The 15,269-nt window shown below is 62.0% G+C and carries 16 protein-coding genes; 10 read left to right on the forward strand and 6 right to left on the reverse strand.

Annotation, left to right across the window (positions count from 1 at the left end):
• The first annotated feature begins 246 nt into the window (after positions 1–246).
• Both LMG28727_RS12990 and LMG28727_RS12995 read left to right on the forward strand, forming a co-directional pair.
• A complete protein-coding gene (locus LMG28727_RS12990; RefSeq protein WP_201642718.1) occupies positions 247–618 on the forward strand; it encodes a lysozyme inhibitor LprI family protein in 372 nt (123 codons plus the stop codon).
• Between the two features lie 211 nt (positions 619–829).
• Complete coding sequence (locus LMG28727_RS12995) at positions 830–1,864, forward strand: hypothetical protein (RefSeq protein WP_201642719.1); 1,035 nt, start codon at positions 830–832, stop codon at positions 1,862–1,864.
• Between the two features lie 265 nt (positions 1,865–2,129).
• Here LMG28727_RS12995 and LMG28727_RS13000 read toward each other — a convergent pair whose 3' ends face one another.
• The 3 genes from LMG28727_RS13000 to LMG28727_RS13010 all read right to left on the reverse strand — a co-directional run bounded on the left by LMG28727_RS13000 (position 2,130) and on the right by LMG28727_RS13010 (position 4,121).
• Entirely contained in the window at positions 2,130–2,351 is a 222-nt protein-coding gene (locus tag LMG28727_RS13000) for a hypothetical protein (RefSeq protein WP_201642720.1), read from the reverse strand.
• Positions 2,348–2,836, reverse strand: coding sequence for a GNAT family N-acetyltransferase (locus tag LMG28727_RS13005; RefSeq protein ID WP_201642721.1), 489 nt, complete (start codon positions 2,834–2,836; stop codon positions 2,348–2,350). The genes LMG28727_RS13000 and LMG28727_RS13005 overlap by 4 nt, the downstream gene beginning before the upstream one ends.
• 67 nt (positions 2,837–2,903) lie before the next feature.
• Positions 2,904–4,121 carry a sensor histidine kinase gene (locus tag LMG28727_RS13010; protein WP_201642722.1) on the reverse strand — a complete coding sequence of 406 codons (1,218 nt, stop codon included), beginning with the start codon at positions 4,119–4,121 and terminating at the stop codon, positions 2,904–2,906.
• Between the two features lie 274 nt (positions 4,122–4,395).
• Between LMG28727_RS13010 and LMG28727_RS13015 the strand changes: the two genes are divergently transcribed.
• Entirely contained in the window at positions 4,396–4,755 is a 360-nt protein-coding gene (locus LMG28727_RS13015) for a response regulator (protein ID WP_201642723.1), read from the forward strand.
• Between the two features lie 14 nt (positions 4,756–4,769).
• Here LMG28727_RS13015 and LMG28727_RS13020 read toward each other — a convergent pair whose 3' ends face one another.
• Entirely contained in the window at positions 4,770–5,660 is an 891-nt protein-coding gene (locus LMG28727_RS13020) for a LysR family transcriptional regulator (RefSeq protein ID WP_201642889.1), read from the reverse strand.
• 111 nt (positions 5,661–5,771) lie between these two features.
• On the opposite strand from LMG28727_RS13020, the gene LMG28727_RS13025 reads away from it, so the two are divergent.
• A complete protein-coding gene (locus tag LMG28727_RS13025) occupies positions 5,772–6,656 on the forward strand; it encodes an aldo/keto reductase family oxidoreductase (protein ID WP_201642724.1) in 885 nt (294 codons plus the stop codon).
• 268 nt (positions 6,657–6,924) lie between these two features.
• On the forward strand, positions 6,925–8,145 hold the full coding sequence (locus tag LMG28727_RS13030; protein ID WP_236591810.1) for an acyltransferase family protein: 1,221 nt from the start codon (positions 6,925–6,927) through the stop codon (positions 8,143–8,145).
• On the opposite strand, the gene LMG28727_RS13035 is transcribed toward LMG28727_RS13030, so the two are convergent.
• The gene (locus LMG28727_RS13035) at positions 8,109–9,017 is read right to left on the reverse strand and encodes a LysR family transcriptional regulator (RefSeq protein WP_201642726.1); all 909 of its coding nucleotides are present in this window, start codon (positions 9,015–9,017) and stop codon (positions 8,109–8,111) included. The genes LMG28727_RS13030 and LMG28727_RS13035 overlap by 37 nt on opposite strands.
• Positions 9,018–9,105: 88 nt before the next feature.
• On the opposite strand from LMG28727_RS13035, the gene LMG28727_RS13040 reads away from it, so the two are divergent.
• Both LMG28727_RS13040 and LMG28727_RS13045 read left to right on the forward strand, forming a co-directional pair.
• Positions 9,106–9,882 carry an NAD(P)H-dependent oxidoreductase gene (locus LMG28727_RS13040; RefSeq protein WP_201642727.1) on the forward strand — a complete coding sequence of 259 codons (777 nt, stop codon included), beginning with the start codon at positions 9,106–9,108 and terminating at the stop codon, positions 9,880–9,882.
• A 257-nt stretch (positions 9,883–10,139) separates the two neighbouring features.
• Entirely contained in the window at positions 10,140–10,991 is an 852-nt protein-coding gene (locus LMG28727_RS13045; RefSeq protein ID WP_201642728.1) for an alpha/beta hydrolase, read from the forward strand.
• A 33-nt stretch (positions 10,992–11,024) separates the two neighbouring features.
• On the opposite strand, the gene LMG28727_RS13050 is transcribed toward LMG28727_RS13045, so the two are convergent.
• Positions 11,025–12,317, reverse strand: a complete 1,293-nt coding sequence (locus LMG28727_RS13050; protein WP_201642729.1) for an aspartate carbamoyltransferase — start codon at positions 12,315–12,317, stop codon at positions 11,025–11,027.
• A 409-nt stretch (positions 12,318–12,726) separates the two neighbouring features.
• Here LMG28727_RS13050 and dapA point away from each other — a divergent pair, with 409 nt between their 5' ends.
• The 3 genes from dapA (at position 12,727) to LMG28727_RS13065 (ending at position 15,229) form a co-directional block, all read left to right on the forward strand.
• Positions 12,727–13,593 carry a 4-hydroxy-tetrahydrodipicolinate synthase gene (gene dapA / locus LMG28727_RS13055; protein WP_201642730.1) on the forward strand — a complete coding sequence of 289 codons (867 nt, stop codon included), beginning with the start codon at positions 12,727–12,729 and terminating at the stop codon, positions 13,591–13,593.
• Positions 13,594–13,857: 264 nt separating this feature from the next.
• Positions 13,858–14,838 (forward strand): M23 family metallopeptidase, encoded by a 981-nt coding sequence (locus tag LMG28727_RS13060; protein WP_201642731.1) that lies wholly within the window; start codon positions 13,858–13,860, stop codon positions 14,836–14,838.
• The gene (locus LMG28727_RS13065; protein ID WP_201642732.1) at positions 14,831–15,229 is read left to right on the forward strand and encodes a hypothetical protein; all 399 of its coding nucleotides are present in this window, start codon (positions 14,831–14,833) and stop codon (positions 15,227–15,229) included. The genes LMG28727_RS13060 and LMG28727_RS13065 overlap by 8 nt, the downstream gene beginning before the upstream one ends.
• Positions 15,230–15,269: the final 40 nt, after the last annotated feature.

Here is a 15,269-nt window from a genome sequence, read left to right on the forward strand (position 1 = left end):
TTACCGGCGGGGCCTTGGGGGTTTGGTTTGCAGATTCAGACTGCTAACGCGCACATACTCCCAATGGCCAGCCGGTGATGGCTCGCTTCGGGTGATTAATCGCTACGGCGATGGAGGTGTGCGTCAACATGAAATCGAGTGTGCCGTTTTGTCGCATTGCTTGTCAATAAAAATGTGCCGATTCGTGCGGTTGGCACCCACATGCTTTTGCAACAGACTCCCGTCACTATTCAATATGGATAACCGATGAATACAGACCGTCACCAGCGCATTCAGCAACGCTTACGATCGACGCTGTGCATGATCGCCGCGTTGACTTCCGGAGCGGCTTTCGCCGCGAGCTTCGATTGCAACCGGGCCCGCTTGCCGGATGAAAAAGCCGTATGCGCATCGCGGCAACTCAGCGAACTGGATGTCGAGATGTCCGTGCGTTACCAGATGATGACGGGTCTGGTCGCGATGGGCACGCGCGGCGATATGCAGGACGAACAGCAGACGTGGCTAACGTCCAGGCACGCGTGCGGCGAAAGTAAATCGTGTTTGCTTGCCTTGTACCATCAGCGCATTGCGAAGCTGAAAGACCAGTACGCGCACCTGGCGAGCCGCGGACCATTCTGAGTTCGCCGGTGCCGAAAACGGGCGCGGCAATCTATGTCGAATTATGTCGCCGCGCCTTTAAATCGCCCGGAAAGCCTTGTCCCACGCGGCTTCTTCGTGATGACACAAGGCGACATATCTTCGTTGATGATTTACCGGACACGTCCTTCTATAGTCCGTTCGTCGCCACGCAGCAGTGACACAAGTGGCCCGAATCCTCGAAGGACATACCGTGAAAAACCGTTCACTCTTCATCCCGGCCAACGCCGCCTGTATCGCTTCGTCCACCACGCTTACGGCCACGCGCGGCCGAGTACTTCGCAAGCTCGTCTTGAGCGCCACGGTCGCCGTGCTCGCGCTCGGCAGTGCATCGGCGTTCGCGTGGTCGCAACACGGCACGGCCTACACGTCGCGCGGCACCTACAACGGCGCGCGTTACGGCTCATGCGGCGGCGGTAGCTGTTCGCATGCGGGTGGCGTGGCCGGCCCTTACGGCGGCTTCGCGAGCAACACTGGCACGGTGACGCGCAATGCACCGGGCCAGTTCTCGAACTCGGGGACGGCGACAGGGCGCTACGGCAACTCGGTCCAGCATTCCGGCGATACCAACTGCGCTGGCGGCACCTGCTCGCATACCGGCTCAATGACTGGGCCGGATGGTAAAACCGCCACTAGCTCGGGCGATGTGACGAGAACCGCACCCGGCCAGTATTCGTCGTCGGGATCGGTGACGGGTTCAAACGGCAACACGGTCGATCATTCGGCATCGACGAATTGCGCGGGTTCTACGTGCTCACGCTCGGGCACCGTGACGGGCTCGGACGGCGGCACGGTCAATCATTCCGGTACGGCCACGCGTGTCGCGCCGGGCGTCGTGACGACGTCGACGAGCGTCACCGGCACGCATGGCAATACGGTGACGTCGGGCGCAACGGTAGTGACGGGCGGCGTCGTCGCAACGGGTGGGACGGCGGTCGTGGTGGCGCCGAAGCCGGTTGTCGTGGCGGCGCCTGTCGTGTATGTGCCGCCGCCGGTTGTCGTGCCTGCGCCAGTGGTTTATGTTGCGCCGAAGCCCGTGGTCGTAGCGCCGCCGGTAGTTTATGTTGCGCCGAAGCCGGTCGTTGTGGCGCCTCCGGTCGTGTATGCGCCGCCGCCTGCCGTGTATGTCGCACCGCGCGCGGTGTACGTCGCGCCGGCTCCGCGTCCGGCGGTATGGGTGCCGGGGCACTGGATCGGGCGTGTGTGGGTGCCGGCGCATTGGGCGTGACCGGCGTTGTCATGCGAGTCAAAAGCAGCATGACGTTCATGCGATTCCGTCGCGGTGCGCCAGATGCACACTATGCGCACATGACGTATCGATTGCAGGTCGATACGCTCCTGCCACGCTTGCGGGCAATAGGCAAAGCAGCGGTGCTGGCCACGATCGTCGCCGCGACAGGTTGGGCGATGGCGACAGCCGCTGTGACGACAGCCGCTGTGACGACAGCCGCTGTGACGTCAAGCGCCGACGCGTTCCGCGCAAATCAGGCCAATCAGAACGGCGACGATTCACGCGACTGTTCGTCACGATACGCAGCATTGCTAGACCTTGCCGAATTGGCGAGGCGCGGCGGTAAATCGTCCGGAGTTGTCGTGCGAGGACTCAGCGACCAGCACGGAGCGATGAGCGAATGCCTGCCGATGAGCTTGCCGACGAGCTTGCCGATGAACTTGCCGATAGCGCGCGGCGACGTCGCCAGGCCCAGCAGTTTCAATCCGGCTGCACTGGAGCGCGCGTCAAATCACATTCCAGAAAAATCGCCCCGGGGATCGGATTGAAAACATACGCCGGAATCGGCTCAAACCCCAGCGACGCATAAAGCCGAAGCGCCGCGTGCATGGTCGGCAGGGTGTCGAGCCGAATGCGGCTATATTCCAGTTCCCGCGCAGTCGCGCAAATCAGCGTGGCCAGCTGCTTGCCGGCTTGCAGACCACGCCCCGACGGCCGAACGTAAAGCCGTTTCATTTCGCAGACCGTTTCGTCGATGGGTCGCAAAGCCACGCAGCCAATCAACTCCCCAGTGTGATACGCGAGTAGCACCCGACCGCGCGGCGCAGCGAATTTACCAGGCAAATCGGCGAGTTCGGCATCGAATTGCTGGAAGCTGAGATCGATGCCGAGGCTTTCCGCGTACTCTCTAAAAATGCCCCGAACCGCTTCGACTTGCTCAGGGAAGCGAGCAGGATGGATCTGGATCATTGGCACGTTCCGGTTTGGCAAAGCGTTTTTCCATCCTGGGTCGTCATTGCATCACTGCGTCACTGCATCACTTCGGCTCGTCCAGAACCAGCGGAAAACGGATGTCGAACGTGGTCCCGACACCTTCGCGGGACGCGAAATCAATCTGTCCATTCAGCATGCGGCATAGTTCCCTGACAATCGCGAGGCCAAGGCCCGTGCCGGGAATCTCTTCGCCCGCGGCGCGCTCGAACTCGTCGAACACGCGGTCGGAATCCGCAGACGCAATGCCTACGCCGGTATCCGACACGCGAATCGACCAGTGCTCCGGGCCCGCCATCGCGAACCGGAGTTCGACTCGTCCCGACTTCGTGTACTTGGTCGCATTGGACAGCAGGTTGATCGCAATCTGCTTCAGCTTCAGCCGATTAGACGTCACCGCCGACAGCGCCGGGTCGAACCCAACGTCCAGGATCAGCCCTTTGGCCTCGATGGCCGGACGCGAAGCCGCGACAAGTTCATCGTAAAGCTCGCGTGTCTGGACCTGTTCCAGTGTGAGCGGTGCGCCATCGCCGAGCATCACTGAATATTCGACCATCTGTTCGACGAGTTGCTTCATGTCGGCGGCCTGCCGGTTCGCCAGCGCCAATGCGGTATCGGCTTTGGCGGGTGCGCGTGCGACCAGTTGCAACGCGACGGAAAACGCGTTCAGGAAATTACGCAGATCGTGCACGACACTGCGGGTGATCTGCATCCGCGACTCGTAGAGCTCGCTCACCAGCCGCTGTTTCAATGTCAGTTCGTGGTTTGCGCGTTCGAGTTGCCCGGTGTATTCGTCGATTTTGCGGTCGCGTTCGCTCACCACTTCCTTGATCGATACATACGAGACCATGCTGAAGGTTTCCGCGACCATGCGCCGCGCGCGGCTTTCATGGCGGCGCGTGAAAGTGCTGTCGCGGCCGGCGAAATCCTCGAGCGCGTGGCCCAGCACCTGATGAAAGAGATCGAGTTCGCGCACCAGTTCCTCGATCCGGTAGCCCTGCCGCCAGCGAACCTTGCCATGCTTCCTCGCGTTGCGTTCGAGCGACGATTCGACCCGTTCGAGGTCTTCGACATCGAGCGCCGCACAGAGTCCTTCCAGGATTTCCGGCAGATGATCGGCGAGTTGCTGGTAGGTCAGTTTGTCCGCTTCGACGAGATCGGGGTCGCTTGCAACGGCGTCCATCCATTGCTCGGTGAGGGGGATTCGCTCGGCGCGGACGAAGTCGGCGAATTTGCGCAGCGGGCTCACGGGTGTGTCGGTCATGATGGAACGCGGGGATGAAGTTTCTACAACATGCCAATAGTCGAACCGCACCACACGCGTCGAGTCGGAAAGCTTGCGTGCGCTGCGCAGGAAAAAGATACGCCGCGCTGGAATGAATTAGGGGTCTCGCTAGCGGGCTGTTCGCACTGCATCGGCGTGGAAACGCGCCGCGGTAGCCGACAGTCCGCGTCATTATCGCCGCAATCGCGTTGCGTGGAACATGTCTTGCGTAAGCGCTACAAGATGACATCAATGTTTAAACCGGCGATCCCTGATGCACTCAATTCTGTTGGTGGACGACGAGCCGGAAATCCTGGCGGCGTGGCGCCTGATTCTTGAAAACGAGGGTTATGAGGTCGGCTGCGCGAGCAACGGTGCCGAGGCGGTGGCCTGCATGCACGCCGCTGTTCCCGACCTGATTATTACGGACTGGATGATGCCGGTGATGGACGGCGCGGAATTGTGCCGTCGACTGAAATCGACTCCGCACCTCGTCGATGTGCCGGTCCTTCTGCATACCGCAGTCCCGCCGCCCGACGGTCGGGGGCAGGACTGGAATGACTGTTTGCGAAAGCCGGTCGGTGCGGATGTTTTCCTGCGGACCGTGGCGCGGTTGTGCAAGCAGGGGCATTAAATCTCAACGCAGGTTCAACGCGCTTTCAGAAAGTCGACGAATGCGCGCAGCGGCGCGGGCAAATGCCGCCGTCCGGGATAGTAGAGAAACGGTCCCGAAAACGGTTGCCACCAGGGTTCGAGAATCGGCTCGAGCGCGCCGCTTTCGAGATGCGGCCGCAGCATGTCTTCGAACAGATGGATGATGCCGACGCCCGCGATCGCACAGCTCACCGCCAGATCGATGGCTGCGCCCGGACGTACCATCAACGGCCCCGAAGGATTGAGTTGCAGTACTTCGCCGTCGCGTTCGAAAAACCACGTGGGCGTGGCACCGCCCGCAAATTGCCCACGCAAACACGCATGCGAAAGCAGTTCGCGTGGATGCTCGGGACGTCCGTGCAGGTCGAGATAGGCCGGCGCCGCCGCGGTGGCGAAGCGTTGTACGCGCGGCCCGATCGGCACCGCGATCATGTCCTGTTCCAGCCGCTCGTCGTAGCGAATACCGGCGTCGCAGCCAATGGACAGCACGTCGACGAAACCATCTTCAACCACCACTTCGACGCGGATATCCGGGTAGGCTTTCAGGAATGGCCCGATGACGCCCGGTAATACGATGCGCGCGGCGCTCGACGGCACGTTCAGTTTGAGCGTGCCGGTCGGTTTGTCGCGGAAGCCGTTGAGAACGTCCAGCGCGGCTTCCATTTCGCCGAAGAGTGGCGTGAGTTTGTCGAGCAGCCGCTGCCCGGCCTCGGTCGGCGCGACGCTACGCGTGGTGCGGTTCAGCAGGCGCAATTCAAGCCGGGTTTCCAGCCGGCGCACGGCGACGCTCAGACTCGACGCGGACACGCCGCTGCTTCGTGCGGCGTCGCGAAAGCCGCCCGCACGGGCGACCGAAACAAAAGCTGCGAGATCGTTCAGTTCCATGGCGATGAGTTGACTGTTCACATTTTTAAACAACCCGTACACGTTAGACCGGTTTATTAAACAGTGCAATTGCGGCGATACTGTCTTTCAACACTTCTCAAGGAGAGCCTCATGTCGAACCTCACTTCTCAGCTCACGTTCAAGCTGGCTGGCCGCACGGTGCGGCGCATGGGCTACGGCGCCATGCAACTGGCCGGGCCTGGCGTGTTCGGTCCGCCGAAAGACCACGACGCCGCTCTCGCGGTGCTGCGCGCAGCGGTGGCGGCGGGTGTGAACCATATCGATACCAGCGACTTTTATGGGCCGCATGTCACCAACCAGTTGATCCGCGAAGCGCTTCACCCCTATCCGGACGATCTGGTGATCGTGTCGAAACTCGGCGCGGTCCGCGGCAGCGATGGCGCTTGGTTGTCAGCGCTGGAGCCGGCAGATCTGGAGCGCGGCGTGCATGACAATCTGCGCAATCTCGGTCTCGACGCGATCGAAATCGTCAACATCCGCTGCATGGGCGACATACATACGCCGTCGGAAGGATCGATTGAAAAGCAGGTCACGGCGATGGCCGAGCTTCAGCAGCGCGGGCTCGTCAAGCACATCGGACTGAGCAATGTGACCGCGACCCAGATCGCCGAAGCGCGGCGCATCGTGGAAGTGGTCTGCGTGCAGAATCACTACAACCTCGTGCATCGCGACGACGACGCAATGATCGACGACCTCGCGGGTAAGGGCATTGCGTACGTACCGTTTTTCCCGTTGGGCGGCTTTACGCCGATCCAGTCTTCGGCGCTGTCGGATCTTGCGCAAACGCTCGGTGCAACGCCGATGCAGGTGGCGCTCGCATGGCTGTTACATCGCGCACCTAACATTCTGCTGATTCCGGGCACGTCGTCGACCGGGCATCTGCACGAAAACCTGAAGGCAGCCGAATTGACGTTGAGCGATGACGTGCTGGATCAGTTGAATGCGATTGGCGGCGCGGGCAACGGCAAAGCCTGACGGCGCGGACGCGAGGCGCACCGAATGCCAACCGAATGCCGACTGAATGCGGGCTGAACCTCGCCTGAAGCAGCGGTCCGGCCTCGCGCATTCCGCTATTTCCTGGCGTTAAACGTGGCGCGCCGGCACTGGGCTTGTCAGCCGGCATCGCCCGATCGCGCCAATCTGCCAGGCGTTCCCGCCATTGCTGCGGGATTCACGTGGCACGATATTGGTCGCCCGATTGCGAATGGTAAATTCGACTGCGCTCATTCGGGAGGCGATCTCCATGGCGGCGGATTCCAACCAGTCGGGTGGTGCGTTTCCTGCGTTGACCAGTATCCGGTTCATCGCCGCAATTGCCGTCGTGCTCTCTCACTACTCGGAAAACGGCCTGCTGCCGTTGCCTGCGACGGTGATTAATTTCATCGACGGCGGCCGTTCCGCCGTATCGCTGTTCTTCGTTCTTTCCGGCTTCATTCTCACGTTCACCTATCGCGACACGCTCACGCACGGTGGCGCGCGGCCGTTTTACGAGGCACGTATCGCACGGATCTATCCGACGATCCTGCTGGGGCTGCTGCTATGCGTTCCTGTGGTGATCTTTCTGCTGCATGGCAGCCACGCATCGCTGATGCTGAAGTGGTTCGCGATCCGTGACGACGCGTATCTGGCGCTGACGCTCAGTCTGATCTGCCAGTTGCTGTTGCTCAATGCGTGGTTGCCGTTTTCAGCGATCAACCAGCCCTGGAATGGGCCTTCGTATAGCGTGTCTTGCGAGGCATTTTTCTATCTGCTGTTTCCGTTTCTTTTACGCCGTCTGACGACCATGAAAGGCGGCCGGCTCGCGTGGGTTTGTGTTGCATCATGGCTTGTCACCGGTGCGTGGATAGCATTTCTGTTTGCGTATATGCCGGTCTCGCGAAGCGGCGCGATGATCTACTCGATGCCGCTCACCCGGCTCGCGGAATTCGTGCTCGGCATTGGCGCGGGCATTGTCTATCTGCGGCTAAAGGCACGGCACGCGTCGCAGCATGTCAGAGGCACGCTGCTGGTTGTCGGGGCGTTGGCCGCTGGTGTGCTGCTGAGCATATGGCGGCCCATCACGCCCGCTTTCTTTCTCGATGCACCGTGTTTTGCCTCGCTGATACTCGGTCTCGCGTTGATGGAGCGGCCGGTGCTGGGTGTGTTGAGCTGGCGCCCGCTGGTTCGACTGGGCGAGGCAAGTTACTCGCTATACCTCACGCATTTGCCCCTCGCGTTGCTGGCGCTGATGCTCGGATTCGGGCCGTCGAATGGCTGGGTGGTGGTGCTGCTCTGCGTTCTGGTGAGTCTGGTGAGCTTTCATTTCTATGAAGAGCCGATGCGCCGCCGACTCAGGGCACGCTTCGCAGCGATGCGGCGGCGGATGTCCGCGAACAGCGACACTGTTCTTGATCTTCAACCCGTTAAAAGCGGCGTGTTCGTTTCCGTTCACACCGACTCCACGATGAATTCCCGCAGCCATTGATGCGCCGGATCGCGATGCGAACGCTCATGCCAGAGCATTGCCATCTCGTAACCGGGCACATCGACTGGCGACTCGACCATGCAGTGCGCGCGGGATCCGCGCACCAGCCGCTCGGGCAGCATGCCAACCAGGTCGGTGCTTGCCAGCACGGACAGCATGAACAGGAAATGCGGTACGGACAACACCACCTTGCGCGCAAGCCCTGCGCTGGCGAGCACGTCGTCGGTGACGCCGACAAAGCCGCCACCATCCGGCGACACGATCACATGTTCGAGCTTGCAGAACTGCGCGAGCGTGGGCCGTCGCTTCAGCCGTGGATGACCGGCGCGGCCTGCCAGCACATAGCGCTCCGCGAACAGCACACGCCGGCGCAGTCCTTCCGGCGCGCCGTGGCTGGTGTGAAACGCCAGATCGATGTCGCCTTGTTCCGCCTGTCTGGCGATCCTGGGAGGCGCCGCCTCGACGACGGCGAGACGCGTGCCCGGCGCCACCGGGCGCAGGCCGTTCAGCGTCGGCAGGATGATCGTCGATTCGGCGTAATCGCTCGCTGCGACGCGCCACGTGTGAGCCGCAACGGCTGGGTCGAAAGCACTGGCCGGCGCAACCGCGCGCTGGAGCGCCTGCAGCGCTTCCCGCAACGGCTCACGCAGCGCCTCGGCCCGTGCGGTGGGCCGCATGCCGCGCGGGCCCGGCAATAGCAACGGATCGTCGAATACATCGCGAAGTTTCGCCAGATGCACGCTGACCGATGGCTGCGAGAAGTTCAGCCGTTCGGCGGCGCGCGTCACGTTGTGCTCGGACAGCAGCACGTCGAGCGTAACCAGCAGATTGAGGTCCAGGCTTCTGAGATTAACCAATCTAATACCTGACATATTGGGAATTCATTTCCAATATACCTGAGACGGGCCTATCGTAGGTTCATCAATCACGAACCCACGAACACTCTCCCAAGGCCCGATCATGAAAGTTCTTCTCGTCTATGCGCATCCCGAACCGAAATCGTTGAACGGATCCCTCAGGGACTTTACGGTCAAGCGTCTCGAACAGGCGGGACATGTCGTTCAGGTATCCGATCTGTACGCGATGAAATGGAAAGCGTCGCTCGACGCAGATGACAGTCGCGAAAGACTTTCCGCCGAGCGTTTCTATCCGTCCCGTGAATCGAAGCATGCATTGGAAAAGGGCGTGCAGAGCGAGGACATTGCTCGCGAGCAGGACAAGCTCATGTGGGCGGACGCAGTGATCCTGCAATTTCCGATGTGGTGGTTCTCGATGCCGGCCATTCTCAAAGGCTGGGTGGAGCGGGTTTATGCGTACGGCTTCGCGTACGGCGTAGGCGAGCACTCCGACGCGCGCTGGGGCGAACGCTATGGCGAGGGCAAGTTCGCCGGCAAGCGGGCGATGCTGATCGTTACGACAGGTGGCTGGGAATCGCACTACAGCGCGCGTGGCATCAATGGTCCGATGGATGACGTATTGTTCCCGATCCAGCACGGCATTCTTTATTACCCGGGCTTCGACGTGGTGCCTCCATTCGTGGTCTACCGGACCAGCAAGATCGACGAAACGAACTATGCGCAGGTTCGCGATGCATTAGGGCAGCGTCTGGATGACTTGTGGACGACTGCGCCGATACCCTTCCGGCAGCAGAATGGCGGCGCGTACGCGATTCCGCAGCTCACATTGCGGGACGAGTTCGCGCCAGAGCAGGTGGGATTTGCAGCGCACATTGAATAGGCTGTGTGGCGTGCCGGTTACGCTTTTGTTAACACGCGCGCTAGTGCCAAGGTGCCGGCGCGGTGAGATAGAACCGGCCTGGTGCTGCGCTAAAGCCGCGCACGGCCTTTCCGTTACTTACGCCGGCACCAGATTGACGGGATCGTAGGGTTCGCTGAAATTTGGTTGTAAGTCGCCATTGCTAGAGTCGTCGGCAGATATTTGCCGCTGCATGCCGGATCGAGTTATTCGGACGCCTACCAAGGAGAGCGACAACCATGAATCCAGCTCGTGCGTTCTGGTTCATTCTGCTGCTGCTCGTCACATCGCCCGCGTGGGCCTTTCACTCGGAAGTCGTTACCATTCCGAGCGCCGCGATGCATCAGTCGTTCGAGGCGACCGTAGTGGTGCCCGATCAATATGGGCACGGTAAAGCCACCGATCGTTTCCCGGTTGTCTATCTGCTGCACGGCTCGGGTGGCGATTACACCGACTGGACTGCGAATTCGCACATCGGCAAGCTGGCCGACCGTTATCACGTGATCCTCGTGATGCCCGACGGCGGTCACGAAAGCTGGTATATCGACAGCCCGATCAACCCGCAAAGCCTTTACGAAACCTATGTCGGCACCGAAGTGGTGGCGTTTATCGACGGCCATTTCCGCACGATTGCGACGAAGCAGGCGCGCGCGATTACCGGCCTGAGCATGGGCGGATTCGGCGCGCTGCATATTGCGCTAGGCCGTCCGGATGAGTTCGGCGCGGCAGGGAGTATCAGCGGCGCGGTGGATCCGCGTGGCTGCGAGGACGAGCCGGGCATCGACCAGGTTTTCGGCGACCCGGCGAGTCATGCGGATTTCTGGAACAACGCAGCGATCGTCGAGAATGCGCGCAGTTTCAGCGGCGCGCATATTGCGCTGACCATCGATTGCGGCGTGAACGACTCGCTGGTTCAGTCGAACCGGACCTTGCACGAACGGCTCATTGAACTGGGCGTGCCGCATGATTATGCCGAGCGGCCCGGCGGTCACACGTGGAAATACTGGTCCAATGCGGTGCAGTATCAGGTGCTGTTTTTTGCCAGCGCGTTCAGGCGCGCGGCGAGGGATGCGGGAAGCGCGACAACCTGATTGCAGTGATCCGGGCGCCGCTCGGCGCGCGAATCAGTCAATGCCGTGAAACACCGCGTCATCAGGACCGAGATACACGGGCGGACGCCATGCGGCGTCGCGCATCGAATGCTGAACCAGCTTTTCGACACCCAGCAGCACTGCGAAAATCGCCATCCGCACCGGGATACCGTTATCGGTCTGACGGAAAATCGCGAGGCGCGAATCGTGGTTCAGGTCCACGCTTAGATCGTTCGCGCCCGGCCGGCTGTCGCGCGGCAGCGGGTGCATGATCAGCGTGTCCGCGCCGCACACGCTGTCCATCAGCGCCTGATTGATCTGGAAATCCGGCGTGTAGCCTTCGAACGACTCATCAGTGAAGCGCTCTTTCTGGATGCGGGTTGCGTACACCACATCGGCGCCGCGCAGCCCGGTGGTCAGGTCGTGCGTCTGCTCGATCACGTGACCGTTACGCGAAATCTGCTCGATGATGTAAGCGGGCATTTCGAGCATCGGCGGTGAAATCAGCGTGAATTTAATGCCGCGGTATAGCGCCAGCAGTTTCACCAGCGAATGCACGGTACGCCCGTATTTCAGATCGCCGACCAGCGCGATATGCGCACCGTCGACAATCTTGCCCAGCCGCGAAAATTCACGCTGGATCGTATACAGGTCGAGCAACGCCTGGCTCGGATGTTCGCCGGGACCGTCGCCGCCGTTGATTACCGGCACGTTGGTCGCCCGCGCGAATTCGGCCACCGAACCCTGGTCGGGGTGGCGGATCACCAGTGCGTCGACGTAGCCGCTCATCACGCGGCTCGTGTCGTAAATCGACTCGCCTTTGGCCATCGACGAAAAGGTGAAACCGGTGGTGTCGCATACCGAGCCGCCCAGCCGGCAGAACGCCGCGCCGAAGCTCACGCGGGTTCGCGTGCTGGCTTCGAAAAACAGATTGCCGAGTACCGCGCCTTCCAGCACGCGCGAGATTTTGCGGCGCCGCGCGATGGGTTGCATGATGTCGGCCACCCGGAACAGGGCTTCGACGGAGTCGCGCGAGAACTGATCCACCGACAGCAATTGCGGCTTGCCTTCGAACAGCATCTGGCTGGCCAGCGACTGTGAGTCTACGCTTTGCGTATATTTGTCGGCTGTTTCGCCGTGAACCACGATTTCCGACACGAAGCGCTCGACGATCTCCGGCATGGCCCGCGATTCCTGCGAGTCGTCCGGCAGCAGCCATGTGTCCAAAGCCCGACGGGATACGCCGATACGGCTTGCAAACGTGTCGCGTGTCATGTTCAGGCGACGCATTGCATCGCGCAGGAAGGCTTGTTGTGGGACGTTCATGAGAGCACCTGTCGAGGAGAAAGTCGGCGGTAGATATACGCGATGCGTATATTAGTTCGCCTGACGTAGAAGTCAAGCGCTTTTCGAGATGCGCTTTGCCGGACTGCGCCCAGGCCGGTTACACTGCGTGTCATGCACTTTGGCCTCATGTTCCGACCCCGTCAGTCGACCCTCGCAGCCTCGTTCGCTATCGCGAACGCCGCAGTTGCGCGCGCGCGCCAGTCGAACGCTGGGACCGATTCGAACCTCAGCGCCAAAGCCAAAAAACAGCCGCTCATCTGACCGGAGCAAGCTGTTCCGTCAGATGATGCGACGGAACAGAACGGTCACCGCCCGCTAGCGGCATCGCCAGTTTTTCCTCCTTCGCACCGTTTGACGGAATCGATACGGTCGTCATCGAGGAAAAAACATGTCTGAATTTTCTGGAATCTGGGTTCCCCTCATCACGCCGTTTGCGAATGGCGCGGTCGATTACTCCGCGTTGCGCGGACTCGTGCGCCGCTATGCCGACGCGGGTATTGCCGGACTGGTGGCGCTCGGCACGACCGGCGAACCCGCCGCGCTCGACGCAGCCGAACAGGACGCCGTGCTGGCGACGATTCTGGACGAGGCGCAGCGCACCGGTCGCACCACGCCGCTACCGGTGATGGTCGGCGTATCGGGCAATCACACGGCGAGCATGCGCGAGCGGATCGAGCAACTGAATCCGTTGCCGATTGCAGGCGTGCTGATCGCAGCGCCGTATTACATCCGGCCGTCGCAGGCGGGCATCGTCGGTCATTTCAGCGCGCTGGCCGATGCAAGCGAGAAGCCCGTCGTGCTCTATGACATTCCTTACCGCACCGGCGTGCGGCTTGAACTCGACACGTTGCTGACCCTTGCCGCGCATCCGCGAATCCGGGCGGTGAAGGACTGTTCCGGTTCGCTCGACACCACGCTTGCGCTGATCCGCGACGCTCGTCTGCAGGTGCTCGCGGGAGAGGACATCGCGATCTTCAACACATTGTGTCTGGGCGGGAGCGGGGCGATTGCGGCGTCCGCGCATGTGCGGCCCGAGCAGTTTGTCGCGCTCTATCGCGCGTTGTCCGAGGGGCGGCTCGATGAAGGACGGCGCATTTTTCACGCGCTCACGCCGATGATCCAGCTGGCATTCGCCGAACCGAATCCGGCGCCGGTGAAAGCGCTGCTGGCCGCGCAAGGATTGATCCGCGACGAACTGCGCATGCCGATGACCCGAGCCAGCGATGCGCTGATCGAGCGGCTCAATGCGTTGTAAGGGCATCTTCGTATTTGAGATGAAGCTTCGGAGGGCCAGGTAATAATCGACGCCCTTTGTCACTCAATGAGACCGGTCTGTATCCGGTCGACGCCGCATGCAGTCAGTCCCGTTCTCCGATTCTTTGTCCGGTTGTCTCGCGCTTCGTCAGTCTTGCTGGCTGTGCGCGCCAGTTACGCCGAGTGTCCAGTCGCCCTGTGGCAGATGCTGCCGCGCGCATACGTTGTTTCGTGCCGCGCGCCGGTCGCGAACCGGGGGGCGCTGATGGCCTCCGTGTTTAGCGCCGGCAGTCAGCTGGCGAGCGGCTCGGTGCGCTTCGTCACGCGCCGGTCTGCGTTGTTGCTGGCAGCGGGCGGCGCCGGCGTCGCGGCGGCACTGGCGCTCGCCGCCGGCATTGCGATCGGCCTGCAGTGGTCCGCGCATGCTCAGGGCGGTACGCGCAATGGGTCGGGTCATCCGCTGGAAGAAGCTGTCGAGCACGCCTACGCAATCGATCAGCTTGGCAAGCTCAGCGCGTCGGTCGCGCAGATCGAACCACGCATCGCGCGGCTGACGCAGCAGGTCGATACGCTGCGCGACTTCGAAGCACGTCTGCATACCCCCAGGCCCGCGCAGCGCGCACCGGCCGCGCCGGCACTTTCGCCGGATGCGTCCGCGACCGACAGCGTCGGCGAAGGCGGTCCCGCGCTGCCGCCGCGACGCTGCACGGACCTCGCGACGCAGGCGCGCGGTCACGCCGATGCCGCGCGCACTCGCGAGCAACTGGACTGCCTGACCAGTACGCTGTCGGCACTCGAACTCGAGACCGCCGATCACGCGATGGCCTACGCCGCGTTCCCGGGTCGCATGCCCGCCAACGGCGCGCGCTTCGGCTCGCCGTTCGGTAACCGCAGCGATCCGTTCACGCATCATCTGAATTTTCATTCGGGTGTCGATCTGGTCGCGAAAACCGGCACGCCGATTCTCGCGGCAGCGGGCGGCCGTGTCGTTTTCGCGGGCGAGAAAGCGGGTTACGGCAATGCGGTCGACATCGATCACGGCAATGGTTTGATGACCCGCTACGGCCACGCGTCGCGGATCGTCGCGCAGGTCGGCGATCTGGTGCTGCCGCGCCAACATATTGCCGATGTCGGCTCGACCGGTCGCTCGACCGGCCCGCATCTGCATTTCGAAGTGCTTGCCAACGGCACGCCGGTCAATCCGTCCGATTATCTTGCGCTGTTCGCACCGCCGTCTCATGGCTGAGCGCCGCGGTCGCCGTATCGCCGGCAGTTTGAGCCGCGGGGCTTTCACGCTGGAACCCGCACGCCCGCTGCTGTTTCGCGTGATATCGCGTGCGCTGGCGGCCGTCTTCTGTGCGGTGGCCGGTGCGGCGGGCATCACGGTATGGCACATGCAACGTGCCGACGCGCAGCCGGATCGATGCGTCGCCGCCCCCGTCGATGAAAACCTGCAACACACCGAACTGGCCCGCACCCGGCTGGCGCTCGCGGAAGAATCGGCGGCGCGTGCGGCTGTGCAGGTCAGCGCCGACCATGCCGCCGCCGAAGTCGCCCGGCTCAGCGCCGAATTGCGCTTTCTGCGCGGACAGAGCGGTGGCCGGTCAGCGGCGCAGAGCGCAACGCCGCGCCGTTGACCCGCCTCGTAACAGGATCACCCCCCAAACAAACCCGTGC

It is taken from the genome of Paraburkholderia metrosideri, assembly GCF_904848625.1.
GTDB classification, from domain to species: domain Bacteria; phylum Pseudomonadota; class Gammaproteobacteria; order Burkholderiales; family Burkholderiaceae; genus Paraburkholderia; species Paraburkholderia metrosideri.

Bases quoted from the DNA above. Each gene is read 5' to 3' on its own strand.
- LMG28727_RS12990 (WP_201642718.1), top strand. From the start codon at position 247: ATGAATACAGACCGTCACCAGCGCATTCAGCAACGCTTACGATCGACG.
- LMG28727_RS13005 (WP_201642721.1), bottom strand. From the start codon at position 2,836: ATGATCCAGATCCATCCTGCTCGCTTCCCTGAGCAAGTCGAAGCGGTT.
- LMG28727_RS13010 (WP_201642722.1), bottom strand. From the start codon at position 4,121: ATGACCGACACACCCGTGAGCCCGCTGCGCAAATTCGCCGACTTCGTC.
- LMG28727_RS13015 (WP_201642723.1), top strand. From the start codon at position 4,396: ATGCACTCAATTCTGTTGGTGGACGACGAGCCGGAAATCCTGGCGGCG.
- LMG28727_RS13020 (WP_201642889.1), bottom strand. From the start codon at position 5,660: ATGGAACTGAACGATCTCGCAGCTTTTGTTTCGGTCGCCCGTGCGGGC.
- LMG28727_RS13025 (WP_201642724.1), top strand. From the start codon at position 5,772: ATGTCGAACCTCACTTCTCAGCTCACGTTCAAGCTGGCTGGCCGCACG.
- LMG28727_RS13030 (WP_236591810.1), top strand. From the start codon at position 6,925: ATGGCGGCGGATTCCAACCAGTCGGGTGGTGCGTTTCCTGCGTTGACC.
- LMG28727_RS13035 (WP_201642726.1), bottom strand. From the start codon at position 9,017: ATGTCAGGTATTAGATTGGTTAATCTCAGAAGCCTGGACCTCAATCTG.
- LMG28727_RS13040 (WP_201642727.1), top strand. From the start codon at position 9,106: ATGAAAGTTCTTCTCGTCTATGCGCATCCCGAACCGAAATCGTTGAAC.
- LMG28727_RS13045 (WP_201642728.1), top strand. From the start codon at position 10,140: ATGAATCCAGCTCGTGCGTTCTGGTTCATTCTGCTGCTGCTCGTCACA.
- LMG28727_RS13050 (WP_201642729.1), bottom strand. From the start codon at position 12,317: ATGAACGTCCCACAACAAGCCTTCCTGCGCGATGCAATGCGTCGCCTG.
- dapA (WP_201642730.1), top strand. From the start codon at position 12,727: ATGTCTGAATTTTCTGGAATCTGGGTTCCCCTCATCACGCCGTTTGCG.
- LMG28727_RS13060 (WP_201642731.1), top strand. From the start codon at position 13,858: ATGGCCTCCGTGTTTAGCGCCGGCAGTCAGCTGGCGAGCGGCTCGGTG.
- LMG28727_RS13065 (WP_201642732.1), top strand. From the start codon at position 14,831: ATGGCTGAGCGCCGCGGTCGCCGTATCGCCGGCAGTTTGAGCCGCGGG.